At 73.3% G+C, this 25,077-nt stretch carries 23 protein-coding genes; 11 read left to right on the top strand and 12 right to left on the bottom strand.

Annotated elements, in window-relative coordinates:
• Positions 1-237: 237 nt before the first annotated feature.
• Positions 238-1,572, top strand: coding sequence for a cyclic nucleotide-binding domain-containing protein (locus tag ACFPCY_RS24620; RefSeq protein WP_378258939.1), 1,335 nt, complete (start codon positions 238-240; stop codon positions 1,570-1,572).
• Positions 1,573-1,582: 10 nt separating this feature from the next.
• On the opposite strand, the gene ACFPCY_RS24625 is transcribed toward ACFPCY_RS24620, so the two are convergent.
• From ACFPCY_RS24625 to ACFPCY_RS24650, 6 genes are all read right to left on the bottom strand, one after another.
• Positions 1,583-2,437, bottom strand: a complete 855-nt coding sequence (locus tag ACFPCY_RS24625) for a glycosyltransferase family 2 protein (RefSeq protein ID WP_378259365.1) — start codon at positions 2,435-2,437, stop codon at positions 1,583-1,585.
• Positions 2,438-2,480: 43 nt separating this feature from the next.
• Positions 2,481-3,326 (bottom strand): CDP-alcohol phosphatidyltransferase family protein, encoded by an 846-nt coding sequence (locus tag ACFPCY_RS24630; RefSeq protein ID WP_378258941.1) that lies wholly within the window; start codon positions 3,324-3,326, stop codon positions 2,481-2,483.
• 52 nt (positions 3,327-3,378) lie between these two features.
• Positions 3,379-4,452 (bottom strand): iron-containing alcohol dehydrogenase family protein, encoded by a 1,074-nt coding sequence (locus tag ACFPCY_RS24635; protein ID WP_378258942.1) that lies wholly within the window; start codon positions 4,450-4,452, stop codon positions 3,379-3,381.
• A 181-nt stretch (positions 4,453-4,633) separates the two neighbouring features.
• Entirely contained in the window at positions 4,634-5,365 is a 732-nt protein-coding gene (locus ACFPCY_RS24640) for a phosphocholine cytidylyltransferase family protein (RefSeq protein WP_378258944.1), read from the bottom strand.
• Positions 5,362-6,087, bottom strand: coding sequence for a DUF5941 domain-containing protein (locus ACFPCY_RS24645; protein ID WP_378258946.1), 726 nt, complete (start codon positions 6,085-6,087; stop codon positions 5,362-5,364). The genes ACFPCY_RS24640 and ACFPCY_RS24645 overlap by 4 nt, the downstream gene beginning before the upstream one ends.
• Positions 6,084-8,057, bottom strand: coding sequence for a CDP-alcohol phosphatidyltransferase family protein (locus ACFPCY_RS24650; RefSeq protein WP_378258947.1), 1,974 nt, complete (start codon positions 8,055-8,057; stop codon positions 6,084-6,086). The genes ACFPCY_RS24645 and ACFPCY_RS24650 overlap by 4 nt, the downstream gene beginning before the upstream one ends.
• A gap of 311 nt (positions 8,058-8,368) precedes the next feature.
• Between ACFPCY_RS24650 and ispD the strand changes: the two genes are divergently transcribed.
• Positions 8,369-9,061: a 2-C-methyl-D-erythritol 4-phosphate cytidylyltransferase gene (gene ispD, locus ACFPCY_RS24655; protein ID WP_378258949.1), complete on the top strand. Its 693-nt coding sequence runs from the start codon at positions 8,369-8,371 to the stop codon at positions 9,059-9,061.
• On the top strand, positions 9,058-9,807 hold the full coding sequence (locus tag ACFPCY_RS24660; protein WP_378258951.1) for a glycerophosphodiester phosphodiesterase: 750 nt from the start codon (positions 9,058-9,060) through the stop codon (positions 9,805-9,807). The genes ispD and ACFPCY_RS24660 overlap by 4 nt, the downstream gene beginning before the upstream one ends.
• A gap of 37 nt (positions 9,808-9,844) precedes the next feature.
• Here the strand turns inward: ACFPCY_RS24660 and ACFPCY_RS24665 are convergent, their stop codons facing one another.
• Together ACFPCY_RS24665 and ACFPCY_RS24670 are read right to left on the bottom strand one after the other, a co-directional pair.
• Positions 9,845-10,630 carry a hypothetical protein gene (locus tag ACFPCY_RS24665; RefSeq protein WP_378258953.1) on the bottom strand — a complete coding sequence of 262 codons (786 nt, stop codon included), beginning with the start codon at positions 10,628-10,630 and terminating at the stop codon, positions 9,845-9,847.
• Positions 10,631-10,714: 84 nt separating this feature from the next.
• On the bottom strand, positions 10,715-11,764 hold the full coding sequence (locus ACFPCY_RS24670; RefSeq protein ID WP_378258954.1) for a glycosyltransferase family 2 protein: 1,050 nt from the start codon (positions 11,762-11,764) through the stop codon (positions 10,715-10,717).
• Between the two features lie 143 nt (positions 11,765-11,907).
• On the opposite strand from ACFPCY_RS24670, the gene ACFPCY_RS24675 reads away from it, so the two are divergent.
• The 3 genes from ACFPCY_RS24675 to ACFPCY_RS24685 all read left to right on the top strand — a co-directional run bounded on the left by ACFPCY_RS24675 (position 11,908) and on the right by ACFPCY_RS24685 (position 16,508).
• The gene (locus tag ACFPCY_RS24675) at positions 11,908-13,617 is read left to right on the top strand and encodes an LCP family protein (protein ID WP_378258955.1); all 1,710 of its coding nucleotides are present in this window, start codon (positions 11,908-11,910) and stop codon (positions 13,615-13,617) included.
• Positions 13,618-13,675: 58 nt separating this feature from the next.
• On the top strand, positions 13,676-14,866 hold the full coding sequence (locus ACFPCY_RS24680; protein ID WP_378258957.1) for an alpha/beta hydrolase: 1,191 nt from the start codon (positions 13,676-13,678) through the stop codon (positions 14,864-14,866).
• Positions 14,867-14,990: 124 nt separating this feature from the next.
• The gene (locus tag ACFPCY_RS24685) at positions 14,991-16,508 is read left to right on the top strand and encodes an alpha/beta hydrolase domain-containing protein (protein ID WP_378258959.1); all 1,518 of its coding nucleotides are present in this window, start codon (positions 14,991-14,993) and stop codon (positions 16,506-16,508) included.
• Between the two features lie 93 nt (positions 16,509-16,601).
• Here ACFPCY_RS24685 and ACFPCY_RS24690 read toward each other — a convergent pair whose 3' ends face one another.
• The gene (locus ACFPCY_RS24690) at positions 16,602-17,771 is read right to left on the bottom strand and encodes an acyl-CoA dehydrogenase (protein ID WP_378258960.1); all 1,170 of its coding nucleotides are present in this window, start codon (positions 17,769-17,771) and stop codon (positions 16,602-16,604) included.
• Positions 17,772-17,890: 119 nt separating this feature from the next.
• On the opposite strand from ACFPCY_RS24690, the gene ACFPCY_RS24695 reads away from it, so the two are divergent.
• The 4 genes from ACFPCY_RS24695 (at position 17,891) to ACFPCY_RS24710 (ending at position 21,711) form a co-directional block, all read left to right on the top strand.
• Positions 17,891-19,225: a UDP-glucose dehydrogenase family protein gene (locus tag ACFPCY_RS24695; protein ID WP_378258962.1), complete on the top strand. Its 1,335-nt coding sequence runs from the start codon at positions 17,891-17,893 to the stop codon at positions 19,223-19,225.
• A 108-nt stretch (positions 19,226-19,333) separates the two neighbouring features.
• Positions 19,334-19,951: a Uma2 family endonuclease gene (locus ACFPCY_RS24700; protein WP_378258963.1), complete on the top strand. Its 618-nt coding sequence runs from the start codon at positions 19,334-19,336 to the stop codon at positions 19,949-19,951.
• A gap of 118 nt (positions 19,952-20,069) precedes the next feature.
• On the top strand, positions 20,070-20,483 hold the full coding sequence (locus ACFPCY_RS24705; RefSeq protein WP_378258965.1) for a CoA-binding protein: 414 nt from the start codon (positions 20,070-20,072) through the stop codon (positions 20,481-20,483).
• A 73-nt stretch (positions 20,484-20,556) separates the two neighbouring features.
• A complete protein-coding gene (locus tag ACFPCY_RS24710; RefSeq protein WP_378258967.1) occupies positions 20,557-21,711 on the top strand; it encodes a DUF1444 domain-containing protein in 1,155 nt (384 codons plus the stop codon).
• 99 nt (positions 21,712-21,810) lie between these two features.
• On the opposite strand, the gene ACFPCY_RS24715 is transcribed toward ACFPCY_RS24710, so the two are convergent.
• On the bottom strand, positions 21,811-22,149 hold the full coding sequence (locus tag ACFPCY_RS24715; protein ID WP_378259367.1) for a winged helix-turn-helix transcriptional regulator: 339 nt from the start codon (positions 22,147-22,149) through the stop codon (positions 21,811-21,813).
• A 99-nt stretch (positions 22,150-22,248) separates the two neighbouring features.
• Between ACFPCY_RS24715 and ACFPCY_RS24720 the strand changes: the two genes are divergently transcribed.
• Entirely contained in the window at positions 22,249-23,121 is an 873-nt protein-coding gene (locus ACFPCY_RS24720; RefSeq protein WP_378258969.1) for an NAD(P)-dependent oxidoreductase, read from the top strand.
• A gap of 15 nt (positions 23,122-23,136) precedes the next feature.
• On the opposite strand, the gene purE is transcribed toward ACFPCY_RS24720, so the two are convergent.
• Together purE and ACFPCY_RS24730 are read right to left on the bottom strand one after the other, a co-directional pair.
• On the bottom strand, positions 23,137-23,604 hold the full coding sequence (purE, locus tag ACFPCY_RS24725) for a 5-(carboxyamino)imidazole ribonucleotide mutase (RefSeq protein ID WP_378259369.1): 468 nt from the start codon (positions 23,602-23,604) through the stop codon (positions 23,137-23,139).
• Positions 23,605-23,705: 101 nt separating this feature from the next.
• Positions 23,706-24,890: a 5-(carboxyamino)imidazole ribonucleotide synthase gene (locus tag ACFPCY_RS24730; protein WP_378258971.1), complete on the bottom strand. Its 1,185-nt coding sequence runs from the start codon at positions 24,888-24,890 to the stop codon at positions 23,706-23,708.
• Positions 24,891-25,077: the final 187 nt, after the last annotated feature.

Here is a 25,077-nt window from a genome sequence, read left to right on the forward strand (position 1 = left end):
CGTCCGGGCGCCTCCGGGCGCGCCCGGAGGCGGCCGTGCGCGGCCAGTATGCGCCGGGCACGTACACCGGTCAACGCGGGTGCGTAGGGGCTTACCCGGTTTGTGCCAGTTCTACTCTTGTCACTTCCACGCTATACGCGCTTCGTGTGCGCTTTGTATGTACATCGCTCACATATAAGCCTACTCTCGTGAATGTCGGAAGCATACAAGGGGGGACCCGGAAGAGGGGAGCGGGACATGCCGGGGGCGGTCATCGTGGCGCTGGCCAGCGTGTTCGTCCTGGTCGTCGGGTTCACCGCGGCCATGCTCGCGCTGGTCACCAAGGGTCTGCTGCTCGCGCGGGACACCGCCGAGCTGCGCGCGCTCGTGCGGGACTTCGCCGTCTTCTACACCCTCCCGCTGTCGGTGCTGGTCCACCGCCTTCCGGCGAGCGTGCTGAACCCGGACGGCGGCACGGCGCCCGAGGCGGAGGACGCCGCGGACGGGCGGGCCGTCCGGGACGGGCCGAGCGCCGGCGCGGCCGGGCGGGGGTTCTGGGGCGCGCTCGACGACGAGGAGCGCGCGGCGCTCGCATCGCTGTCGCGCGAGATCCGGTACGACCCGGGCGCGGTGCTGCTGCGCGGCGGGCGCCCGGGGGACGAGGTGCTGGTCCTGCTCACCGGCTGGACGGCCGTGACCAGCGCGGACGGGCGCCTGGTCGCGCTGCGCGGCCCCGGCGACATGGTCGGCGAGCGCGCCATGTTCCTCGTGAAGGAGCGGTCCGCGACCGTGACCGCCGTCACGGAGGTCACCGCCCTGGTCGCGCCCGCCGGCGCGGTCAACGGGTTCCTCGCCGACCGTCCGCACCTGGCCGCTTTCCTGGAGGACGAGCTCTACGACCGGATGGTCTCCGCCGCCCCGGCGCCGGCGGCGTCCGGCGAGGGCTGGTCCGGCGCGCGCGACTGCACGGTCATGTTCGTCGACATCGCCGGGTTCGGCGCCGCCCGGCGCACCGAGCGGGACCGGCGGACGATCCGCGACGTCACCTTCACGCTCGTCCAGGACGCGCTGGATCGGGTCGGCGCCGGGCCGGCGGCGTGCCACCGGGAGGACCGGGGCGACGGCGCGCTCATGCTGCTCCCGGCCGACGTCCCCGTCGAGCGGCTGGTCTCCGAGGCCGTCCCGGCGCTGCTGGAGGGGCTGCGCGAGCACGACCGCTCGGCGGGCCCCGGCCTGGAGCTGAGGCTGCGGGTCGCGCTCGACGCCGGGAGGGTCGTGGTGGACGAGCGCGGCGTCTTCGCGGACGTCGTGATCGACACCGCGCGCCTGCTGGAGGCGCCCGAGCTCAAGGCCGCGCTCGCCGAGCCCGGACGGCTCCTCGGGCTGATCCTGTCGGCGCGCGTCCACGCGATGCTCCCGGACGCGGCCGGCTTCGAGCGCCTCGACGTCAGCGTCAAGGAGCACCGCCTCGTCGGCTGGACGGCCGTCTACGGCGGCGCCGGCGAGCAGCGCGCCGACCACGGCCCCGCGCGCCCGCACGTGCGACCGCACCGGGCCCGCCGCCTGATCCGCGCCGCCCGCCCCTCCCGCTGACGGGACGGGCTCAGATGATCGGAGGCCGACCGGTGCGGGTCATGCGCCAGGCGGTCTTCCAGGAGATCGGACGCCGCGGACCGGCGGGCTTGCGCCAGCCCTCGGCGAAGCCCTGGAACCACGGCTTGAGCGCGCTCGGCTTGCGCTCGCGCAGGACGGTCATGCCCATCCAGACGGCGAGGTAGGTGAGCGCCAGCGGCCACGGCAGGTTCCGGCGGGCCAGCCAGACCCGGTTGCGGGCGTTGTAGCGGTAGAACATCTCGTGCCGGGTCGGCAGGACGGCCGGGTGGAACATGACCGCCGAGGCGTCGTACACGATGTGGTAGCCCGCGTTGAGGACCTGCCAGGCGAGGTCGGTCTCCTCGTGCGCGTAGAAGAAGTCCTCGGGCAGGCCGCCGCCCGCGTCGAAGGCCGCGCGGCGGACGGCGCAGGCGCCGCCGAGGAACGTGGTGACCTCCGACGAGCGCTCCGGGTCGCCCGCGCGCAGCCGCGGGACGTGTCGGCGCTCGCCGCGTCCGCCCTCGGGGTCGCGGACGCGGAACGAGACGATGCCGAGCGTCGGGTCGGCGGAGAAGCGGTCGCGCAGGTGGACGCCGAGGCGCGTCGAGCGGTACCAGCCGTCGTCGTCCAGGAAGAGGATCACGTCCCCGTGGGACGCCTCGACGCCGCGGTTGCGTCCGCCGGGGATGCCGAGGTTGCGCGGCAGGCTCAGCGTCCGCACCCGCGGGTCGTTGAACGGCGCCTCCCCGGCGCGGTCGCCGACCGGGTCGACGCCGTTGCCGACGAGCACGACCTCGACGTCCACGTGCTCCTGGTCGAGCGCGCTCTGCACGGCCCGGGCCAGCTCGACCGGGCGGTTGCCCATCGTCAGGACGACGACGCTGAGCTTCACTTGACCCTCCGGAGTTTCACTTGAGCCTGCGCGAGGCCAGGATGCTGACCAGGTGCAGCAGGGTCTGCACGACGGCGACCGCGGCGACGGCGACGCAGAGCACCCGCATCGCGGCCGGGGTGCCGGTGCCGAGCACCGCGTCCAGCACGGCGGCCCCGAGGATGAACAGGGACAGTTCCACCGCGCCGATGATCCGGTGGAAGCGGAGCATGGCCGCCGCCTGCCGGGCCAGCGCGATCTTGGTGGAGCGGGGCCGCAGCGCCCGGTCCCCGCCGGACGGGTCGGCGGCGAGGCCGGACTTGGCCCGCGCGACCACCACGTTGTCGGTCTCGGCCTTGATCAGCGCGGCGCCGAGCGCGGCCAGCAGGCCCAGCTCGACGTAGCCGCCGTTGCGCCAGCCGCCCTGCGCGGCGAAGCCGAGGCCGACCAGCAGCGCGACCTCCGACAGGTAGTGCCCGATCCGGTCCAGGAAGACGCCGGCGACCGAGGTGCGCCGCAGGTAGCGGGCCACCTCGCCGTCGATGCAGTCGAGCAGCAGGTACACCTGGATGAGGACGGCCCCGCCGAGCGCGGGCCAGACCGCCGCCGTCCCGGTCGCCGGGAGCGACACGACGAGGCCGGACAGGACGCCGCACGCCATCATCATGTACGTGAGCTGGTTCGGGCTGAACCCGAGCCGCAGCGCCAGCCAGGAGAAGTACGGCGAGAGCGACCGCATGTAGAGGCGGCCCGCCCAGTGCTCCTCGTTGCGGCGGTCCTTCAGGCCGGGCGGCTGCCCGTACCGGCGGACGTCCCGGACCTTCGCCTGCTTCCGCGTGGGACGGTCGTCGGAAGGGACGGTCGCATGCGCCGCCTCCGGCATGGCCGGACCGGGGGGTGTGGGGGGGCGTCCCCCCTCGGTCGGAACGGTCACGTCAGCCTCCGTAGGCCCGGACAAAGTCGTCCACCGCCGCGCGGACCGCGGCGGCGTCGAGGTCGAGGTGTTCCAAGATCGTATAGCGGCCGGGGCGGGTCTCCGGCGCGAACGCGACGGCCTCCGCGAACTGCTCCGCCGACAGCCCGACGTCGCCCGGGACGCGCGGCAGCCCGTGCCGTCCGAGGCAGGCGAGGATCTCCTCCAGCCGCTCCTTGCCCGTCCCGAGATGCGTCGCGCGCAGGTGGTAGCAGAACGCGGCGCCCAGCCCCGCGAGTTCCCCGTGGTTGGCGGTGCCGGGGAACAGCCGGTCGATGGCGTGCATGATCTCGTGGTCGCCGCCGGACGCGGGCCGCGAGTCGCCCGCGAACGACATCGCCATCCCCGACAGCACGAGCCCCTCGGCGAGGACGGTCAGGAACTCGTCCGACTCGACCGACTTCGGCTGGTGCAGCAGCGCCTCGGCGGCGGTGCGCGCGACGGTCAGCGCCATCCGGTCGACGCGCTCCCCGACCGCCTCGGCGGCCAGCAGCCAGTCGTCCACGGCGGAGAAGTTCGACACCACGTCGCCGATCCCGGCCCGGACGAGCCGGTCCGGCGCGGCGCGCACGTAGTCCAGGTCGACGATCATCGCCAGCGGCATGACGACGCCGAACGAGCCCTTGCCCTTCTCGTGCTCCAGGGACGCGACGGGCGAGCAGATCCCGTCGTGGGACAGGTTCGTCGCGACCGACACCATCGGGATCCCGGACAGCGTCGCGGCGTACTTGGTCGCGTCGATGGTCTTGCCGCCGCCGATGCCGACGACCGCCTCGTACTGCCCGGCGCGCAGCCTCCCGCCGAGCGCGACCGCCGCGTCGACCGTCCCGCCGTCCACCTGGAAGACCTCGCAGGCGGCCAGGGACGTGCGGACGTGGTCGGCGATCTTGCCGCCCTGGCCGGGGCCGACCGCGATCGCGACGCGTCCCTCGGTGGCGATCCGGCCGTCGGCGAGCAGGTCGCCCAGACTCGCGACCGCGCCGCGCCGGACGTCGATGGACAGCGGCGCGTTCAGCATCCGCGTCAGCAGTGGCATGTAGCCCTTCTCTCTTCGGGCGGGGGGAACGAAGAGCCCGGGTCAGGGGCGGGTGTCCGGGAGCGCGGCCCGCGGTGCGCCGGGTGTGCCGGTCGCGCCGGTGGTGTGCCTTTGCGGCCGCCGCCGCGATGCGCGTCGCCGCCGCTCCCCGGACGCGGGTGACGCGGCGGCGGCGCCGCGGCTAGTAGCCCTTGGCGATCTCGCGGGCCTTGGCGAGGTCGTCGTGGTTGTCGACCTCGACCCACGCCACCGCGCCGATCGGCGCGACGCCGATCTTGCCGCCGCGGTTCACGAACTCCTGGTAGCCGTCCTCGTAGTAGAGGTCCGGGTCGCCCTCCCACGTCGCCTTGAGCGCGTCGGCGAGCGCCTCGGCGGCGGCGGGCTCGATCAGCGTCGCCCCGATGTACTCGCCGTCGGCGGTCGCCGGGTCCATCAGCTTGGTGATCCGCTGGAGGCTGCCCTCGCCGTCGAGGATGACCTTCATCTCCTCGTCGGCGAGAGTTTTCACGTTGTCCACGGCGAGGAGGATGTCCGGTCCGCGGTTCGCCAGTAGCGTCTTCTCCACGCTCACCGGGTGGACGGTGTCGCCGTTGACGAGGAGGACGCCCTTGGCGAAGTGCTCGCGGGCGAGCCACAGCGAGTAGGCGTTGTTCCACTCCTCGGCCTTGTCGTTGTGGACGAGGGTGATCGAGACGCCGTACCTCTCCTCCAGCGCGTCCTTGCGCTCCTCCACGGCGGACGCCCGGTAGCCGACGACGATCACCACGTCGGTCAGCCCGACCTCGGCGAGGTTCCCGAGGGCGATGTCCAGGATGGTGGTCTCGCCGTCCACCGGCACCAGGGCCTTCGGCAGCGTGTCGGTGTAGGGGCGCAGCCTCCGGCCCGCTCCCGCCGCCAGCACCATCCCGATCATGTTCCCTCTTCCTCCAGGTCGGCCATCACGCCGCGACCGCGGGCGGTCTGCGCCCGGCTCACGGCGCTCTCGCACGCGAACAACACGCCAAGGTAGGCGGCGAGCGCGGCGTACGCGAACGGAAGGAGCCCGGAGAGCCCGAAGAAGGCGACCAGGAGCATCCGCCCCTCCCAGCCGAGCCCGGCCGGGAACAGCCAATCCGCCGGCCAGTGTCCCTGGCGGGTGCGGTACACGGTGTCGTAGTGGTGGAACGCGAGCACCCCGAGCAGCAGGAAGACCAGCGGCGCGGGCACGCCCTGCGCGAACCCCAGTACGGCCAGGTAACCATACTCGATGGCGCGGATGATCGGCGGAACGAGCCAGTCGAGACGTCCGGTGTGCCCGTGCCTGGACGCCGGGCCCGTCAGCAGCAGGACCATCGCGGGCGCGAACAGCGCGGCCGACCGCTGCTCCCCCAGACCCGTCGCGAGCAGCACCGACGACGCCACGAGCGCCAGCAGCGCGCCCGGCAGCGGCGGTAGCAGCCCGCGCGACAGGATGCCGAGCCCGATGCAGATCGGCCCGTCGTCCCGGTAGGCCCTGAGCATCGCCGTTCCGGCGTCGAGCGGCTCTTGCCTTGGCGTCTCTTCGGGCTCGTTGATGGTCTCTTCGCCAACGACGATATCGACGGAATCGGCAGGTGCGGCTGGGTCGGTGGGGTCGGTGGGGTCGGTGGCGGTCATTGACGCAAGGCCCTCATCACTCGTCCGGTCAGGGTGTAGCAGCCCGCGAGACAGCTCCAGGCGAGCAGCGCGGCGAAGGTGACGCGCGCGGTCGCGAGCGCGGCGGTGAGCGAGATCAGCGCGAAGCGCTCCCCGATCGGGAGCACGATGATCTTCCTGGCCCGGGTCAGGGCCGGGACACGGCGCGAGGGCCGGGGCGGGGCGGCGTCGGCGCGCGGGTCGTCCGCGACGGTGAGGGGCACGGCCGGGGCGTCCGCGACGGCGGGCCGCGGCCGGTCGGCGAACGCGAAGTCGATCATGTGCCGGACGGTCAGGACCGTCAGCGCCGCCGCCGCGAGCACCCACGCGTTGCCGGGCCGAAGGACGCCGTCCCACCCAGCGGCGGCGGACGGGCCGGCAGACCCGGCTCCGGCGAACGCGGCGGATGCGCCTGCGGCGGACGCGGCTGCGGCGGACACAGCTCCGGCGGAGGCGGCTGCGGCGGCGGAGGCGGCTGCGGCGGCGGAGGCGGCTGCGGCGGAGGCGCCGACGGCGAGGCCGGCGTACACGGCGAACTCCTTGACACGGTCCAGGATCGCGTCGAGCCAGGCTCCGAACGGGCTGAACGCGCGGGTGTAGCGGGCGAGCTGGCCGTCCACGCAGTCCAGCACGAACGCGAAGTAGAACAGGACGGCCCCGGCGAGCATCGCGATCCGGCTGCCTTCGGCGAACGCCAGCGCGGCGCAGACCGCGACTCCCGCGGAGGCGACGGTCACCGCGTTCGGCGTGAGGCCTCGCCGCGCGGCCCGGCGTACGAGCATCGGCGACCAGGAGCTGACGGCGTAGGTGGCGAACCAGCCGTCGTCGCTCTTGATCGCTGCCCGGAGGCGGACCCGGTCCTCGTCGACCGCCTGAGCCTCCTTCACGGCCGCCTGGGCAGACTTCTCCGTCCGGACGCGGCGGCACACCAGCTCCGGCGGCACGGGCTGCGCCGCGACCGGCACCCCCGCGCGCACGAGGCCGACCAAGAGGAGCTCCAGCGCGTCGTAGCCGTCCTCCGGAAGCGCGGCAGCCCCAGGCACCACGGCAAACGCAGGCACCGCGCCAGACGCAGGCACCGCGGCAGACGCAGGCACCGCGCCAGACGCAGGCAGCGCCCCGGACGCGGGCAACTCGGTGGACGCGGGCAGCGCCCCGGACGCGGGCAACTCGGTGGACGCGGGCAACTCGGCGGACGCGGGCAGGTCGGCGGGCGCGGGGAGTGTGGTGAACGTGGGCAGCCCGCCGGGCAGTTCCAGGAGGGCGGCGAGGTTCTCGGCCAGATCGGCCGCCTGGCCGGTGCGTTGTCCGCCGATGCAGAGGGCGCCGGGGAAGTCCGCCGTGGGCGCGGACACGCGGTGGAACGCGGAGCCCGCCGCGACGACGCGTCCGGATGCGTCCACCCGGACGGGCCGCGTCGTCGCACCGGACGGCCGGACGGTCGCGGCGGTCGCGGGCCGGGGCGCCGCGTCCAACACGAGGCGCGCCAGTTGTTCGTCGTTGATCACGAGGTCGCCGGGCAGCAGCACCACGGACGTTCGGGCGCGGCGCGCGAGCCGGGCCGTCTCCCGCAGGTCGGCGGCGGTGTCCTCGCACTCGACCGGGTCGTGGCCGTCCTTGCGGAGGTGCGGGGCGAGCTCGGGACGGGTGATCACGTGGCTCTCCACACCGAGTCGGCCGAGCTGCCCGACCAGGCGGGTCAGCACGCTGACCCGGCCGTCCGCCCCACCGCCCGCGGACGCGCCGTCGTCGATGGACGCGCCGTCCCCGCCGGACACGCCGCCCCCACCGGACGCGCCGTCGTCGATGGACGCGCCGTCCACGGCGGACGCGTCGTCGCCGGCGGTGGCGGGCGCGGTGTCGGGAGGCGCGTCGGTGGTGGGGAGGGTGGCGGTCGGGAGCGGGTCCGGGCCGTCCGCCCGCGCGGTCGCGACGATCACGGCGAGGGTCATCGGCGCCTCCGGCCGTTCGGTGCTGGGTCGATTACAGAGAGTAGTGATTGGACGACCGTCCGCGTCAGAGCGGCGTGTCCGGTAGAAAAGATCCGGAACGGGTCGAGCCGCGCTCCGGCGACACGGACGCGGAACGGCGCGGACGGCGACGCGCGGCGCAGTGCGGTGCGGCGCGGCGAACGGCACGCTGGTCAGTGGCCGCGCGGCGAACTCGGCGCGCGGCGAACTCGGCGCGCGGCAGAGTGGCCGCGCGGCAGGGTGGGCGCGCGGCAGGGTGGGCGCGCGGCGGGCGCGGTGACGGAGGGAAGGCCATGGCGACGGTCGCGGTGGTGCTCGCGGGCGGCATCGGGCAGCGGATGGGCGCGGGCCGCCCCAAGCAGCTCATCGAGGTCGGCGGACGGCCGATCCTCGCGATGTCGGTGGCCGCGTTCGACGGGCATCCCCGCGTGGACGAGGTGCTGGTGGTGATGGCCGCCGGGCACCTGCGCGACGCCGCCGCGCTGGTGGCGCCGTTCCGCAAGGTCAGCGGGGTGATCGAGGGCGGCGGGACGCGCACCGCGTCGTCCGCCGCCGCGCTGCGCGCCCTCGCGGGCCGTCCGGACGACACCCGCGTGCTGTTCCACGACGCCGCGCGGCCGTTCGTGGACCGGGCCGTGATCGACCGGGTCCTCGCGGGCCTGGACGGGTACGAGGCGGTCGCGGTCGGCGTGCCGTCGTCCGACACGATCGTGGAGGTCAGCGGCGGGATGGTCGCCGCGATGCCGCCGCGCGAGTCGCTCGTGCGGTTCCAGACGCCGCAGGGGTTCCGGCTCGGCACCGTCCGCAAGGCCTACGAGCTGGCCCTCGCCGACCCGGCGCTGCGCGCGACCGACGACTGCGGGATCGTGCACCGGTACCTGCCGGACGTCCCGATCACCGTCGTCGCGGGCGACGAGCGCAACCTCAAGGTCACCCATCCGCTCGACATCGTGATCGCCGAGCACCTCGCCGCGGAGGATTCATGATCTTCGACAGCCCGCCCGCCGTCATCGGCCACCGCGGCCTCGGCGCGGGCACGCTCCCGGACGCGGGCGGCACGCCCGTCGCGGAGAACACCCTGGTCTCGCTGCTCGCCGCGGCCCGCGCGGGCGCGTCCTGGGTCGAGATCGACGTCACCCGGACCGCCGACGACGCCCTCGTCCTGCGGCACGACCCGACCACCCCGGACGGCGCGTTCATCGTCGAGCAGACCGCCGAGGCGACCGGCCTGCCGCGGCTGGAGGAGGTCTTCGCCGAGCTGCCGGCCGAGATCGCGGTGGACGTGGACGTGAAGACGATCCTGGAGGACGCGGTGGACGCGCCGTCCCGCCGCACCGGCGCGCTGCTCGCGCCGATCCTGCGCCGCGAGGCCCGCCGCCGTCCGCTGCTGGTGACCTCGTTCGACCCGTCCCTGCTGACCTACCTGAAGGACGAGCTGCCGGGCGTCCCGCTGGGCCTGCTGACGTGGCTGCGGTTCCCGCTGTGGCACGGCGTCCCGGCCGCCGCCGGGCTCGGCTTCCAGGCCGTCGCCGTGCACACCGCGTCCTGCGGGTTCGAGCACCCGGACACGCGGCTGCGCCCGCTGGACCACGTCGTGGACGCGGCGCACAAGGCGGGCCTGGCGTTCATGGCGTGGTGCCCGACCGCCGAGGCCGCGCCGTCCTACGCGTCCGCCGGGGTGGACGCCATGGTCGTCAACGACGTCCCGGGCGTCCTGGCGGCCGTCCGCTGAGGTCGCGGGGGCGCGCTCTGCGGACGGAGAAGGAGCGTCAGCTGGAGCCGCCGCCGTAGATCTGCGTCCATTCGCCGCCCTTGGGGTCCTGGCCGCCGCCCGCGGCGTGCCGTCCTCCCCCACCCGGCGCGGGCGGACCAGCCGGCCCGGACGGCGAGACCCCGGGCCCGGACGCCGAAACTCCGGGCCCGGACGGCGAAACCCCATGTCCAGACGGCGAAACGCCGGGGCCGGACGGCGGGGCGGGGGCGTCGTGGCGGCCGTAGAGCGGCGGGGCCTCGTGCCGCGCCTCCATGGGCGGCTCGGCGGGCGGGGCGCCCCACGCGGAGTGGACCGGACGCTGCGCCGCCGCAGAGCCGTTGTACGGGCGCGGCTCGTCCGCCGTGCGGGAGCGCCAGCGCGACGGCGGGAAGGACGCGAACACCAGCGCCGCGCCGATGACGACCAGCAGCCCGCTCTGCGCGACGAACTGGACGTCCACGCCGCGCTCCCCCTTGGCCCCGGGGACGTGGGCGAGGTTCACCATCGCCTTCATCGGCCGCACCGCCCACCAGCCGCCGTACGCCAGCAGCGGCAGGCCCGCGATGAGCGACGCCAGCGGCGACAGCCGCGACCCGCACAGCAGCGCGACCAGCAGCCCGCCGGCCAGGAGCAGGCCGAGGACGATCAGCCCGTCCCCGACCCCGACGTCCCTGTAGGTGACCGAGATCCCGTTCCGCTGCCGGAGGATCCGGTGGGCGCCGAAGATCAGTAGGGCGCCCAGCGCGGGGATCGAGGCGATCCCCGCCAGTACGCCGAGTCCGTGCCGGGCTCCGTTGGACAAGGGACCCACCTCCGAGGGGGCTGAGCTTGATCGGTCAACCTAGCCCTCGGACGCGACTGATCACAGTCCGGTTCAGGAAAATTATTAGCTTTTGTTCGGTTTGGGCTGTCCCAGTCCGGGCGGGCTGGTCAGGAAGCCCACGCCCCACGAGACGTGCATGGTCGCGAACACCAGCGGCAGCCGCACCCACGCCGCGACCGGCAGCCCGCGCCCCTCGACGGCCGCCCCGGCGATCATCGCCAGCGCGTACCCGCCGGGCAGGATCCAGCCCGGCCAGAACCCGAACAGCCCCACGACCGCGCCCGCCGCCATCGCCACCACCGCGAGCGGCGGCGCGAGGTAGCGCAGGTTCAGCGTGCCCTGGTGCTCGCGTCCGACGACCCGGCGCCAGCGCCCGGTGTGGAAGTACTGCTTGGCGAGCGCCCGCAGGTTCGGCCGCGGCCGGTAGGTGACCTTCATCCGCGGCGTGAAGAAGATCCGTCCGCCGGTCTGCCGGATCCGGTGGTTCATCTCCCAGTCCTGCGCCCGGACGAACGTCTCGTCGTAGTACCCCACCCGCTCCAGCGCGCTGCGCCGGAACGTCCCGAGGTACACCGTCTCGACCTCGCCCGGCTCCCCGCCGGTGTGGAACCGCGCGTTCCCCACCCCCAGCTTGGAGGTCATCGCCCGCGCCACGGCCTGCTCGAACGGCGTGACGCCCTCCGCGGCCATGATCCCGCCGACGTTGTCCGCGCCGGTCTGCTCCATCGTCTCGACCGCGGCCCGCACGTAGTCCGGCGGCAGCAGCGAGTGCCCGTCCACCCGGACGATGATCGAGTACTGCGACGCGCGGATCGCGATGTTCAGGCCCTGCGGCGTCCGCCCGGTCGGGTTCGCCACCACCCGGATCCGCTGGTCGGAGGCCGCGAGCCGGTGCGCGATCTCCTCGGTCCGGTCGCGGGACGGCCCGATCGCGAGCACCAGCTCCAGCTCGCCGGGGTAGTCCTGCGTCAGGATGTGCCGGACCGCGTCGTCGAGGTGGCGTTCCTCGTTCAGCACCGGCATGACCACCGACACCGCAGGCCAGGTCCGTTCGGCCGGCTGGGCGGAACGGACGTCCTGCAGGTCGCTCTGGGTGTGCGAAGGCGGGTTCATCGGGTCCTGGGGTCAAGGCGGGTCAAGTCGGCGCCACGTTACTGCAAGGACACGAGGTCCAGGTAGCGAACGAATCGGTGTCGTCCACTTTAGAGTGGTGCGGACTCGCGTCGGCAAGCGGTGTTCAGGAGGCGGCGGCCAGCATGACGGACGGGCACGACTCGAACCGCGGCGGCTCGCGGCGGGGGGACGACCCGCTGGAGCGGTACTTCCGGCCCCGGCCGGGCGGGGTGCCGGCCGGCGCGCCCGCCGCCGAGGACGGCGAGATCGACGGGGTGACGGTGGACGGCGTGCCCGCGCCTCGGGTGACCGTCGACGCCCCGCGCGGGCCGCGCCGTCCGGACCGGGGCACCCCGCCGGGGCTCGGGCCGCGCGCGGTGATGAGCGCCCGCCGGCAGCGGCGGTTCCTCGCGGTGACCGGGGCGATGTCGGCGTTCGTGCTGCTCACCTCGGGCGGCGCGTGGGCGTTCCAGAACTACGTGACCGGGACGATCGACAAGGTGTCGGTCGGCGGGCTCGGCGGCGGGAAGGACGCGCCGAAGGGCGCGATGACCATCCTCGTCGCGGGGGTCGACCGGCGCGAGGGGCTGACCCGCGAGCAGCAGCGCAAGGCGAAGCTCGGGCACGAGCCGGGCGAGCGGTCCGACACGATGCTGCTCGTCCACGTGAACCGGGACCACGACAAGGTCACCGTGGTCAGCCTGCCGCGCGACTCCTACGTCATGATCCCTTCGCACAAGTCGAACGGCTCGGAGGGGCCGAAGGGCGCGGACGTCCCCGGCCGCTACGGCAAGCTGACCTGGGCCTACCAGTTCGGCGGCCCCGACCTCACCGTCGCGACGATCAAGCAGGCCACGAACGTCCCGATCGACCACTACGTCGAGGTCAACTTCTACGGCTTCGTGAACATGGTCGACTCGCTCGGCGGCGTGGACGTCTGCACCGAGCAGGCCGTGAACGACCCGAAGTCCGGGCTCCAGCTCCCGCCCGGGAAGTCGCACGTGGACGGCCTCCAGGCGCTCGCCTACTCCCGCGCCCGCTACACCCTCGGCGACGGCACCGACCTCGGACGCATCGACCGCCAGCAGGCGTTCATCGCGTCCCTGATGAAGCAGGCCCTCAGCAGCAGGACGCTGAGCGACCCGGTGAAGTCGACGAAGTTCCTGAACGCGGCCCTGCACTCGCTGCGCGTCGACCGGAAGCTCGCCAAGGACCTCCCGAAGCTCGCCGACCAGATGAAGGGCGTGTCCACCGACCGCGTGACCTTCGCGAAGGTCCCGCTGTCCAATCCGGGCTTCAACACCGTCCTGTGGAACTCGCCGCAGCCGCAGTCGACCGTCCAGTGGGACGAGTCGGCCGCGGGCGACCTGTTCTCCCGGATCCGGCACGACAAGCCGATGACGGACGAGCCGTCCCCGGCGCCGTCCGCGTCCCAGCCGTCCGCGACGCCCTCGGCCAAGCCGGACGGCCCGACCGTCGCGCCGAAGGACATCCAGGTCCGCGTCCTGAACGCCGTCGGCACCCCGCGCCTGGCCGCCCGCGCCGGCGGCGACCTGCGCGACGCCGGTTTCCAGGCCACGGTCGTCCCCGGCATCGCCGAGCGCGGCCGCAGCACGACCCTCATCCAGTACGGCCCGGGCCGCGCCGACTCCGCCAAGACCCTCGCCGCCGCCATCCCCGGCGCGAAGCTGAAGCAGGTCGACAGCCTCGGCTCCCACCTCCAGGTCCTGGTCGGCGAGGACTGGACGGGCGCGAAGAAGGTCAAGATCGCCCCGACCTCGTCCCCCTCCACGACCCCCACCGCCGACAAGCAGGTCGAAGCGAAGACCGCCAGCGACAAACTCTGCAAGTGACCGCCCCCGGACACCGGGGACCCGAGCCAGGGACGGGCCGGAGGTTCATCATGACGGCATGACCGCCGATGCGGGCGGTCCCGCCGTCCGGCCGTCCCCCGCCGTCCCGGAGCGACGGCGCCGCCGCCTCCGCCGCCGCGGGTTCGTGTGGATCGGAGCCGCCGGGGCCCTCGTCGTGCTCGCCGGAACCGGCCTGACCTGGTGGACGTCGGACCACGCCCGGCTGCCCGCCCCCTCCGGCCCCGCTCCGGTCGGGCGCGCCCGGCTGACCTTCACCGAGAACGTCCCGGACGGTCTGGGCGACTCCCCCACCTCCCCGCGGCAGGTCGCGGTGACGCTCCTGTACCCCGCCGTCAGGTCCGGCCCGGCGTCCCCCTACGCGCCCGGACGGCTCGCGGGGCCGGTGGCGGCGGACATGCACGTGCCCGCCTTCCTGCTCAACCAGATGGTCCGGCCGCACCTGCGGGACGGCGCGTCCGCCGCGTCCCGGACGCCGCTGCTGGTCTTCCTTCCGGGCTGGAGCACGCCCGCGCAGTACTACACGTCCACGCTGGAGGACATCGCGAGCCACGGGTACGCGGTCGCGGCCGTCTGGCCCACCGACTGCTCCGACTTCACCGTCCTCGGCCACCGGGTCGTGCGCCAGACCCGCGCCGGGCGCGATCCCACGCTGTCCACGCCCGACCCGGGCGCGGCCGTCCCGGTCCGCCGCCGGGTGGCCGACTACTGGCTGCGGGACGCCTCGACCGTGATCGACCGGCTCCTGGCCGCGGGCTCGCCCTGGCGCGCGCACCTCGACCCCGGCCGCGTCGGCGCGTTCGGGAACTCCTTCGGCGGCGCGGTGGCGGCGGAGCTCACCGCGCGGGACCGCCGCGTGAGGGCCGCCGCGGACCTCGGGGGCGGCCCGGTCGAGGGCATCGAGTCCGCGGCGTCCGTCCGCGGCCCGATCATGCTGCTCCGCGCGGACGACCGGGCCCGGGGTTTCGGCTCCGACCAGGCGGAACGCGACCGGACGGCCTACGCCTACTCCTACAGCTCCGCCAAACCGCTCTACGACTTCGTGCTGCGCGGGTTCCTGCCGGAGACGTTCGTCAGCGACAAAGCCGTGCTGGCGCGCCGGTTCGCGCGAGCCCGCGGCCCGTCGGCCCACGACACCGTCACCGTCCCCGACCGGCTGCTGGTCTCCTTCTTCGACCACCACCTTCGAGGGACGCCGGGCCCGTTCCCCCCTCCCGGAACCCCCGGCTGACCGAGCACCTGCCCGAGACCGGAAACGCGCCGTCCCCGGCGAAACTGGTGGATTCACGGATTTGGGGCGGCGGACGGGCGATCGACACTGTGCTTCCCTGTCCCCTGGTTCTCGGAGGCCACCTGTGCGCACTCCCGTCCGTAGCCCCTGGCGGCGGGCCATCGCCGCCGCCGCCGGGACGGTGCTCGCCCTCGCGCTAGCCGCCGTCCCGTCGTCCGCCCGCGCCGACACCGGCGACCCGACGATCAGCGTTCCGCCCTCGGGGAGCCACGGGTTCCCGTTCCTCGCGGCGGCCGAGGACCTCGGGTCGTTCGGCTACACCGAGAGCGAGTACTTCCTCGCGGGCACCGCCACGTCCTACGCCCCGTCCGGGATCTGGACCTCGGACGGGCGGTGGGGCGTCCGGCCGTCCGGACAGGCGGCCTACAAGACGCGGCTGCTGGTGCGGCGGCCGTCCGACCCGTCCAAGTTCAACGGCACCGTCGTGGTCGAGTGGCTCAACGTGAGCGGGCAGATCGACATCTCGCCGGACTACTGGTTCGAGCGGGACGAGCTGCTGCGCAAGGGCTACGCGTGGGTCGGCGTCTCGGCGCAGGCGGTCGGCGTCAACGGCGGGCTCGGGGACGTCAAGGGCCTCAAGGGCTGGGACCCGGCCCGCTACGGCAGCCTGGTGCATCCCGGCGACGCCTACTCCTACGACATCTTCTCCCAGGCCGGACGGGCCCTGCGGCATCCCGCCGGCCCGGACCCGCTCGGCGGCCTCAAGATCCGGACGCTGCTGGCGGACGGCGAGTCCCAGTCGGCGCTGTTCATGACGACCTACGCCGACGCCGTCCATCCCGTGGCGGGCGTCTACGACGGCTTCATGATCCACAGCAACTCGGCGGTCGCCGCGCCGATCAGCGGCGACCTCGCCGACACCGCGCTCGTGCCGAACCCGTCCCGGATCCGGACGGATTTGTCGGTCCCGGCCTTCGTCGTCCTCACCGAGACCGACGTCCCGCTCGCCTCGGCCGCCCGCCAGCCGGACACCGACCGGGTCGTCCACTGGGAGCTGGCGGGGACCTCGCACGGTGACCAGTGGGCCTACGACCTGGGCGACCCGACGGTGAAGAAGTCGGTCGGCGACGCCGCGCCCCAGCCCGACTGCGCGGCGGGCTCGGCCCCGTACAACGACGGCCCCGGCCACTACTCGATGAACGCGGCGCTGCGGCACCTGACCTCCTGGGCGCAGGGCGGGACGCGTCCGCCGAGCGGCGCCCCGCTGAGCACGGTCCTGCGCGACCCGCTCACGGGCCTGGCGTCCGGCGGCGTCCGGCTGCCCGACATCACCGTCCCGACGCGCACGCTGACCGGCCTCCGCGACATCCGGAACAGCGGCCCGTTCTGCGGCCTCTACGGCGCCCGCGACCCGTGGAACCACGACGCCGACGCCTGGGACCGGCACGACCTGGGCGACCCGTCCGACCCGTCCCTGCCGATCGTCCCCGAACCCGTCCTCAGCCGCCTGTACCCGACGCACGCCGACTACGTCTCCAAGGTGAAGGCGGCGGCCCAGCGGTCGGTGGACGACGGCTACCTCCTCCCCGAGGACGCCACCACCATCGTCACCACGGCCCAGAACGCCCCCGTCCCCAACTGACGCACCACTCCCCGTGCGCAGACGACCCACCCTCAAAACGACCGCGCCCCGGCTCCCGCAAGGAGTCGGGGCGCGTTCGCGCACTTCACAGGCCTACTTGAGGAGCTGGCGGGCCATGACCATGCGCTGGATCTGGTTGGTGCCCTCGTAGATCTGGGTGATCTTGGCATCGCGCATCATGCGTTCGACGGGGAACTCGCGGGTGTAGCCGTAGCCGCCGAGGAGCTGGACGGCGTCGACGGTGATGTCCATCGCGACGTCGGAGGCGAGGCACTTGCAGGCGGACGAGACGAAGGTCAGGTCCGGGACGGTCTCGCCGTGCATGGCGCGCTCGGACTTGATCGCGGCGTGGTAGGTGAGTTGGCGGGCGCCCTCCAGGCGCATCGCCATGTCGGCCAGCATGAACTGGACGCCCTGGAAGTCGCCGATGGGCTTGCCGAACTGCTTGCGCTCCTTGACGTAGCCGACGGCGTAGTCGAGCGCGCCCTGGGCGATGCCGAGGGCCTGGGCGGCGATGGTGATGCGGGTGTGGTCGAGGGTGGCGAGGGCGGTCTTGAAGCCGGTGCCCTCGGCGCCGATCATGCGGTCGGCGGGGATCCGCACGTTCTCCAGGATGACCTGGCGGGTCGGGGAGCCCTTGATGCCGAGCTTCTTCTCCTTCGGGGCGAAGGAGACGCCCTCGTCCGACTTCTCCACGACGAACGCGGAGATGCCGCGCGCGCCCTTGTCCGGGTCGGTCACGGCCATGACCGTGTAGTACTCCGACACTCCGGCGTTGGTGATCCACATCTTCGCGCCGTTGAGCACGTAGTGGTCGCCGTCCCTTACCGCGCGGGTCTTCATGCCCGCGGCGTCCGACCCCGCGTCCGCCTCCGACAGGGCGTAGGAGAACATGGCCTCGCCCTTGGCCACCGGAGTCAGATACTTTTTCTTCAGCTCTTCGGAGCCGGACAGCAGCACCGGCACCGTGCCGAGCTTGTTCACCGCCGGGATCAGCGAGGAGGAGGCACACGCGCGCGCGACCTCCTCGATGACGATCACGGTGGCGAGGGCGTCGGCCCCCGCACCCCCGTAGCTCTCCGGGACGTGCACCGCGTGCAGCTCGTTCTGCACCAGCGCGTCCAGGGCCTCCTGGGGGAAGCGGGACTCCTCGTCGACCGCCGCGGCGAACGGGGCGATCTTGGCATCGGCGAGCTCGCGGACCGTCTGGCGGAGCATCTCGTGCTCCTCCGTCGGTGCGTACGCGGGAAAGTCGGGACTCATAGCGCGAATGCTACCCGCCGGTACACTCCCCGTCCGGTGCAGGGACCCCGCGCTCGGCGGGCAGACCTCGCAGGGAGGCGGCAACACCTCGGGGGACGGACTAGACAGGAGGAAGGGCTTTGACGCACCGCCTGACCGTGATCGGGACGGGCTACCTGGGCGCGACGCACGCGGCCTGCATGGCCGACCTCGGATTCGAGGTCCTCGGCCTCGACGTGGACCAGGACAAGATCGCCCGGCTCGCCGCCGGTGACCTGCCGGTCTACGAACCGGGGCTGGAACCGGTCCTGCAGCGCAACCTGGCGTCCGGACGGCTGCGCTTCACGACCTCGTTCGAGGAGGCGGCCGAGTTCGGCGACGTCCACTTCGTCTGCGTCGGCACGCCGCAGAAGCAGGGCGAGTACGCGGCCGACCTGTCCTTCGTGGACGCCGCGATCGACTCGCTCGCGCCGCACCTGAAACGGCCCTGCCTCGTGGTCGGCAAGTCGACCGTCCCGGTCGGGACGGCCGCGCGCCTCGCCCGCAAGCTCGCCGAGCGCGCTCCGGCGGGAGCCGACGCCGTCCTGGCCTGGAACCCCGAGTTCCTGCGCGAGGGCTTCGCCGTCAAGGACACCCTGCACCCGGACCGGATCGTCGTCGGGCTGCCGGCCGACGCCGAGGCGGCGACCCTCGCCGAGAAGACGCTCCGCGAGGTCTACGCCACGATGACCGGCGAGGGCACCCCGTTCATCGTGGCCGACTACCCCACCTCCGAGCTGGTCAAGGTCGCCGCGAACGCGTTCCTCGCGACCAAGATCTCGTTCATCAACGCGATGGCCGAGGTCTGCGAGGCGGCGCACGCTGACGTGACCAAGCTCTCCGAGGCGCTGTCCCACGACGACCGCATCGGCGGCAAGTTCCTCGGCCCCGGCCTCGGCTTCGGCGGCGGCTGCCTGCCCAAGGACATCCGCGCCTTCATGGCCCGCGCGGGCGAGCTCGGCGCCGACCAGGCGCTCACCTTCCTGCGCGAGGTCGACGAGATCAACATCCGCCGCCGGATCCGCATGGTGGACCTCGCCCGCGAGCTGCTCGGCGGCTCCTTCATCGGCCGGACGGTCGGCGTCCTCGGCGCGGCCTTCAAGCCGAACTCCGACGACGTCCGCGACTCGCCCGCCCTCGACGTCGCGGCGTCCATCCGCGGCCAGGGCGCGCGCGTCACCGTCTACGACCCGCAGGCCATGCCGAACGCCCGCCGCGCCCAGCCCGCGCTCGACTTCGGCCCGTCCGCGCTGGACGCCGCCCGCGGCGCCCACGTCGTCCTGCTCCTCACCGAGTGGTCGGAGTTCCGCGAGATGGACCCGCACGCCCTCGCCGAGGTCGTCGCCGAGAAGAACATCGTCGACGGCCGCAACGCCCTCGACCCCGACCACTGGCGCGCGGCCGGCTGGAACTACCGAGCCCTCGGCCGCCCCTGAAAGGGATTTCAACTCGCGATTTTCAACACCGGCTTTTTGGCGGAGCGCTGCCCTCATGCGGCTGCCCGACATGGGAAGCTGTGCGTGCGTGCACATGCACGAGACGAGGTGCAGACGCTCCGCCCGACGGATTGGGTGAAAGGGACCTTCATGAGCGCCGCGCATGATTACGGTTACGACCGTGGCCCGAACACCATCGCTGACCTGGACGCTTTGCCCGATGAGGGCAAAGGGTACGAACTCGTCCATGGCTGGCTGATTCCGTTGAGCCCCAGCGTCGTCCACGACGAGGCCGTGGAGGATCTGCGAGCGCTGCTCGCACCGGCGGTGCCGGGCGGGTTCGTGTTGCGCGGCCCCTACGACGTGCAGATGCCGGACGGGTCGATCTACAAGCCCGATCTCGCGGTGATCGACGTCGAGGCGATCGGGGAGGCGCGGCGCGAGGACCGCAGGGCGATCATCGGTCTGGACGTGCTGCTCGCGGTCGAGGTCCAGCGTCCCGAAAGCGGCAGCCGGAACACCGTCCACTTCACCAAGGTGCGCGACTACGCGCTGGCGGGCGTCCAGCACTACTGGATCGTCGACCTGGCGGATGTTCCCGCGCTGACGGCCTACCGGCTCGAAGGACGCGAGTACAAGCAGGTCCTGCATGTGACCGGCGACGAGGCCGCCACGCTGGACGACCCTCTCAGCGTTTCTTTCACTCCGGCGCAGGTCACGGGCTGACCTCGTGCCGGCAGGACGGCGCCGGCGCCGGCGCCCTGGATCGGGGTGAAGGTCGCCGGCATGACTCCGACCGGCTGTGGGTGGGAAGCGGGGAGGGGGTCGGGGGGTTGTGGGGGGTATGAGTGCGGAATTCGCTGACCGGCAGGTGATCAGGAAGTTGCTGAACGAGTCGCGGACGTGGGCGTTCGTGGGGCTCGGGGACAATCCGGAGCGGGAGGTCTACAGCCAGGCCCGGTTGTTGCAGCAGCGGGGGAAGCGGATCGTGCCGGTGCATCCGGCGGGGGCCGAGGTGCTGGGCGAGCGGGGGTACGCGTCGCTGGCCGAGGTTCCGGACGAGATCGACGTGGTGGGGGTCTACCGGCGCGCCGAGCATGCCGGGCAGGCCGTGGACGAGGCGATCGCGGCCGGGGCGAAGGCGGTGTGGCTGCCGCTCGGCGTGATCGACGAGGACGCCGCGAGGCGGGCCCGGGACGCTGGTCTGGACGTCGTGATGGACCGTTGCCCCGGTGTGGAGTGGGCCCTGCGCCGCTGACGCCCGACATGCGCCGATCGCCCCGATAATGGGCGCATACTGATCATGGGCGGAGACGGAAGGCGGGCGGCGGATGGCGGAGGACGGGCTGCGGGGCAGGCTCTACGGCATGCTCCTTCCGGCGGACGAGCTGCACGAGTCGCCCGACGCCGTCCCCGAGGTGCTGCCCGGCCTCCACATGGTGATCGCCGTGAACGGCGACGAAGGGCTGGACGAGGCGTCTTTGAACGCGCTCGGCGGCGCCGACGAGCAACTGGAATTGGCTTTCCGGAATCTGCGGGAGATGCCGGTCGGAAAGCATGAGGTGGTGCACGCCGACAAGGGCGGCACTTACCACGTGATGACCGGGCAGAACGCGTTCACCGCGAGCCGGGTCCTGGTTCTGGAGGACGTCGCGCGGCAGTTGACCGGGAAGCCGATTCCGGCGGCGGGCGCGCTTTTCTCCATTCCGGACAAGTTCCATGTGCTGCTGCATCCGATCGACGGTGGAACGGTTCTGACCGCTCTCGCCGCCATGGCCGAGGACACCGCTGCCCTGTTCAGCGCGTCCGAGAGCCGGTTGAGCCCGCACGTCTACTGGTGGCGCGGGGGCGAATACGAGCAGCTCACCAGAATCAATGGGCAGTCGCTCACGTTCGCCTTTCCGGAGGAGTTCCGCGCGATGCTCGGTGACATTCCCGAGCCCGTGGACGACCCGGTCGGCTTCCGCCGGCACCATTACCACTTCGTCCATTCGGTGCTGCGGGAAGTGTCGGAGCAGTACGGCCCGACGCTGTTGGCCAATACGCCCGCCGGGGACATCACCGAGATGCTGGAGAAGACCTGGCGGGACGTCGGGGACGATCTGCCCGCCGGCGAGCGCCTCGCGTCGGCCGGCCTGCGCGGCAACCTGATCGAGCTGGGCGACCACCGGCTCCTGCTGGTCACGCTGCCGGAGCCGACCGCGGCGGCGGAGGCGTACTACGCGGCGATGGTCCAGCCGTCCGGGACGTCCTTCACGCGGTTCTTCACGCTGGAGTACGCCATCGACCCGATCACGCACGAGCCCGGCGCGATCCTCGGCGAGTGGACGCCGGAGGGCCACCACCTGCATCTGACCGACATGTCCACCGAGGTCGGGGGGTTCCTCCAGGGCGTCGCGATGCTGCTGGCGGACGGCAGCGGCCGCGGCAAGTCTCGTGCTTCGGACAAGCCGTCCAAGCGACGGGGCTTCTTCCGCCGCCGCTAGCGCCCGCGCGACCCGCTCCCGCACCACCAGCACCCGCACCGCCGCTAACGCCCGCGCGACCCGCTCCCGCGCCGCCAGCGTCCGCGCCGTTGGTGCCCGTCAGTGGGAACGTCCGCCCAGCACGTTCTCGCGGCCCCAGGCGCCCAGCGGGGCCAGCGCCTCGTTCAGGGAGACGCCCGCCTCGGTCAGGGAGTACTCGACGCGCGGCGGGATCTCGGGGAGCTCCTCCCGGTGCACGATGCCGTCGTCCACGAGCTCGCGCAGCTGGGCGGCCAGGACCTTCTCGGTCACGCCCGGCAGCGCGCGGCGCAGCTCGCCGAAGCGGTGCGTCCGCTCGGCCAGCGCCCAGAGGATGAGCACCTTCCACTTGCCGCCGACGACGTCCATCGCCGCGTCCAGCCCGCACTGGTAAGCGCCCGGCCGCCGCATCGTCCGCATCCCGCCGCCCTCCCCCAAGGTGATCACTCACCTCAGGGTAACCACGCACCTGGAAGTGCGTACTGTTCGTGCCGCGAACGACCGGCCAGGGTGGACGGCATGAGCACCGACAAGAAGATCACTCTGCTGGGCCTCGGCGCGATGGGCACGGCGCTCGCGCGCACCTGGCTCGCCGCCGGATACGAGCTCACCGTCTGGAACCGCACCGCGAGCCGCGCCGAGCCGCTCGCCGCCGAGGGCGCGGCCGTCGCCGCGTCCGCCGCCGAGGCCGTGGCCGCGAGCCCGGTCGTCGTCGCCTGCCTGCTGGACGACGCGTCCGTCGGGGAGGCCCTCGCGGACGCCGGCCTCGCCGGGAAGGACCTGGTCAACATCACGACCGGGACGCCCGCGCAGGCCCGCGCCCGCTCCGACTGGGCGACCGCGCGCGGCGCCCGCTACCTGGACGGCGGGATCATGGCCGTCCCGCCGATGATCGGCGTCCCGGAGGCCGGGGCGTACGTGTTCTACAGCGGGTCGGAGGCGCTGTTCGAGGAGCGCCGCGACGCGCTGGCCGTCCCGGCGGCGGCCCGCTACGTGGGCGGGGACGCCGGTTCGGCCGCGCTGCACGACGTGGCGCTGCTGAGCGCGATGATGGGCATGTTCGGCGGGATCTCGCACGCGTTCGCGCTCATGCGCGGCACCGGCGTCCCGCCGAAGGAGACCGCCGCGCTGCTGGTCGAGTGGCTGACCGCGATGGCCGGGTACGCGAATGGGATGGCCGCCCAGCTGGAGAGCGGCGACTACACGCTCGGCGTCACCTCCAACCTGGCGATGATGGTCGAGGGCAACGCGACGCTCCTCAGGACGGCCGAGGAGCAGGGCGTCAGCGCCGAGCTCCTCACGCCGTACATGGGCCTCATGGAGCGCCTCCTGGCGGACGGCCGGGGCGCCGAGAGCGCCGCCGGCGTCGTCGACCTGCTCCGGAAGGGCTAGAGCGCCCGAGCCGAGCTAGAGGGACTCGCGGAGGCGGGCGCCCTTCGCCCGGGCCTGGGCCTTCAGGTCGGCCTGGAACGACTCCATCTTCGCCCGCAGCCCCTCGTCGTTCGCGGCGAGGATGCGGGCGGCGAGGAGCCCGGCGTTGCGGGCCGCGCCGACGGCGACGGTCGCGACCGGGACGCCGGCGGGCATCTGCACGATCGACAGCAGCGAGTCCATGCCGTCCAGGTACCTGAGCGGCACCGGGACGCCGATCACCGGCAGCGGCGTCACGGCCGCGAGCATGCCGGGCAGGTGCGCCGCCCCGCCCGCCCCCGCGATGATCACCTTGAGCCCGCGGGACGCCGCGTCCGAGCCGTAGGCGATCATCTCGTGCGGCATCCGGTGCGCGGACACGACGTCCGCCTCGAACGGGATGCCGAACTCGGCAAGCGCCTCGGCGGCGAGCTTCATGACGGGCCAGTCGGAGTCGCTGCCCATCACGACGCCGACGACGGGAGCGGGGGCCGGGACGGCGCCGGAGGCCGGGACGGCGGCGGCCGGGACGGCGTCGGGTGCCGGGACGGCGGCGGCGGGGTCGGTCACTTCGCGTGCTCCTTCATGGCCGGGCCCCAGCGCAGGAAGTCGGCGGCGTGCCGGGCGCGTTCCCGCAGGTCGCCGAGGTCGTCGCCGAGGACCGTGACGTGGCCGATCTTGCGGCCCGGACGGACGTGCTTGCCGTAGAAGTGGATCTTGACGCCGGGGTCGTGCGCCATCACGTGGAAGTAGCGGGAGTACAGGTCCGGGTCGTCGCCGCCGAGGACGTTCGCCATGACCGTCCAGCGGGCGGCGGGCTCGGTCGAGCCGAGCGGCAGGTCCAGGACGGCGCGCAGGTGCTGCTCGAACTGCGAGGTGCGGGCGCCCTCGATCGTCCAGTGGCCGGAGTTGTGCGGGCGCATGGCCAGCTCGTTGACCAGCAGGCCGTCCGCGGTCTCGAACAGCTCGACCGCGAGCAGGCCGGTCACGCCGAGCTTCTCGGCGATGTCGAGCGCGAGCCGCTGCGCCTCCTCGGCGCGGTCGGCGGGCAGGCCGGGGGCGGGCGCGATCACCTCGACGCAGATCCCGTCCTCCTGGACGGTCTCGACGATCGGGTACGCGGCGCCCTGCCCGTAGGGCGAGCGGGCGACCAGCGCGGCGATCTCGCGGCGGAAGGCCACCATCTCCTCGGCCATCAGGGGGGTGCCGCTGGCCAGCAGCTCCGCGACGGCCGGATCGTCCAGGTCCTTGACCACCCAGACGCCCTTGCCGTCGTAGCCGCCGCGCGTCGCCTTCAGGACGAGCGGCAGGCCGTGCTCTTCGGCGAACCGCTTGAGGGCCGTCTCGTCCGGGATGGCGGCGAACGCGGGGCAGGGCGCGCCGAGGGCGCTCAGCCGCTCCCGCATGACCAGCTTGTCCTGCGCGTGCCGGAGGGCCTCCGCGCTCGGACGGCACGGCACCCCGGACGCCTCGACGGCGGCGATGTGCGGGCCGGGGACGTGCTCGTGGTCGAAGGTGAGCACGTCGCAGCCCTCGGCGAGGGCGAGCAGGTCGGCCTCGGCGCGGTCGTCGCCCACGACCGTCCCCGGCGTCACCCGGGCCGCGGAGTCGTCCGCCGACCCCGCCAGCACCCGCAGCGACACGCCGAGCGCGATCGCGGCCTGCTGGGTCATCCGGGCGAGCTGCCCGCCTCCGGCCATCGCGACCACCGGGGTCCGGCCCGCGCTGCCGCCCTGAGCTGCGTCTCTCACGCAGAGAAGGGTATCGGTCGTGCGCGTCCGGGACACTCCGGCCATGACCGGAAGCGCCGAAAGCGAACCTTTACGGCAAACCGTGCGTCCGAACAGGTAGGAACGGCGGTTTCGGGGAACGCAAGGGAATTGTGCGAGTACGGTGAAACGTTCATGTTCTGACGTCGCAGAGGCCGCTTGCGTCTAT

The organism is Actinomadura gamaensis (genome assembly GCF_042652125.1).
GTDB lineage: Bacteria > Actinomycetota > Actinomycetes > Streptosporangiales > Streptosporangiaceae > Spirillospora > Spirillospora gamaensis.

What these genes read in the sequence shown, in the direction of transcription:
- ACFPCY_RS24620 (WP_378258939.1), top strand. Translation starts at nt 238, where the DNA reads ATGCCGGGGGCGGTCATCGTGGCGCTGGCCAGCGTGTTCGTCCTGGTC.
- ACFPCY_RS24625 (WP_378259365.1), bottom strand. Translation starts at nt 2,437, where the DNA reads ATGGGCAACCGCCCGGTCGAGCTGGCCCGGGCCGTGCAGAGCGCGCTC.
- ACFPCY_RS24630 (WP_378258941.1), bottom strand. Translation starts at nt 3,326, where the DNA reads ATGCCGGAGGCGGCGCATGCGACCGTCCCTTCCGACGACCGTCCCACG.
- ACFPCY_RS24635 (WP_378258942.1), bottom strand. Translation starts at nt 4,452, where the DNA reads ATGCCACTGCTGACGCGGATGCTGAACGCGCCGCTGTCCATCGACGTC.
- ACFPCY_RS24640 (WP_378258944.1), bottom strand. Translation starts at nt 5,365, where the DNA reads ATGATCGGGATGGTGCTGGCGGCGGGAGCGGGCCGGAGGCTGCGCCCC.
- ACFPCY_RS24645 (WP_378258946.1), bottom strand. Translation starts at nt 6,087, where the DNA reads ATGACCGCCACCGACCCCACCGACCCCACCGACCCAGCCGCACCTGCC.
- ACFPCY_RS24650 (WP_378258947.1), bottom strand. Translation starts at nt 8,057, where the DNA reads ATGACCCTCGCCGTGATCGTCGCGACCGCGCGGGCGGACGGCCCGGAC.
- ispD (WP_378258949.1), top strand. Translation starts at nt 8,369, where the DNA reads ATGGCGACGGTCGCGGTGGTGCTCGCGGGCGGCATCGGGCAGCGGATG.
- ACFPCY_RS24660 (WP_378258951.1), top strand. Translation starts at nt 9,058, where the DNA reads ATGATCTTCGACAGCCCGCCCGCCGTCATCGGCCACCGCGGCCTCGGC.
- ACFPCY_RS24670 (WP_378258954.1), bottom strand. Translation starts at nt 11,764, where the DNA reads ATGAACCCGCCTTCGCACACCCAGAGCGACCTGCAGGACGTCCGTTCC.
- ACFPCY_RS24675 (WP_378258955.1), top strand. Translation starts at nt 11,908, where the DNA reads ATGACGGACGGGCACGACTCGAACCGCGGCGGCTCGCGGCGGGGGGAC.
- ACFPCY_RS24680 (WP_378258957.1), top strand. Translation starts at nt 13,676, where the DNA reads ATGACCGCCGATGCGGGCGGTCCCGCCGTCCGGCCGTCCCCCGCCGTC.
- ACFPCY_RS24690 (WP_378258960.1), bottom strand. Translation starts at nt 17,771, where the DNA reads ATGAGTCCCGACTTTCCCGCGTACGCACCGACGGAGGAGCACGAGATG.
- ACFPCY_RS24705 (WP_378258965.1), top strand. Translation starts at nt 20,070, where the DNA reads ATGAGTGCGGAATTCGCTGACCGGCAGGTGATCAGGAAGTTGCTGAAC.
- ACFPCY_RS24710 (WP_378258967.1), top strand. Translation starts at nt 20,557, where the DNA reads ATGGCGGAGGACGGGCTGCGGGGCAGGCTCTACGGCATGCTCCTTCCG.
- ACFPCY_RS24715 (WP_378259367.1), bottom strand. Translation starts at nt 22,149, where the DNA reads ATGCGGACGATGCGGCGGCCGGGCGCTTACCAGTGCGGGCTGGACGCG.
- ACFPCY_RS24720 (WP_378258969.1), top strand. Translation starts at nt 22,249, where the DNA reads ATGAGCACCGACAAGAAGATCACTCTGCTGGGCCTCGGCGCGATGGGC.
- purE (WP_378259369.1), bottom strand. Translation starts at nt 23,604, where the DNA reads ATGGGCAGCGACTCCGACTGGCCCGTCATGAAGCTCGCCGCCGAGGCG.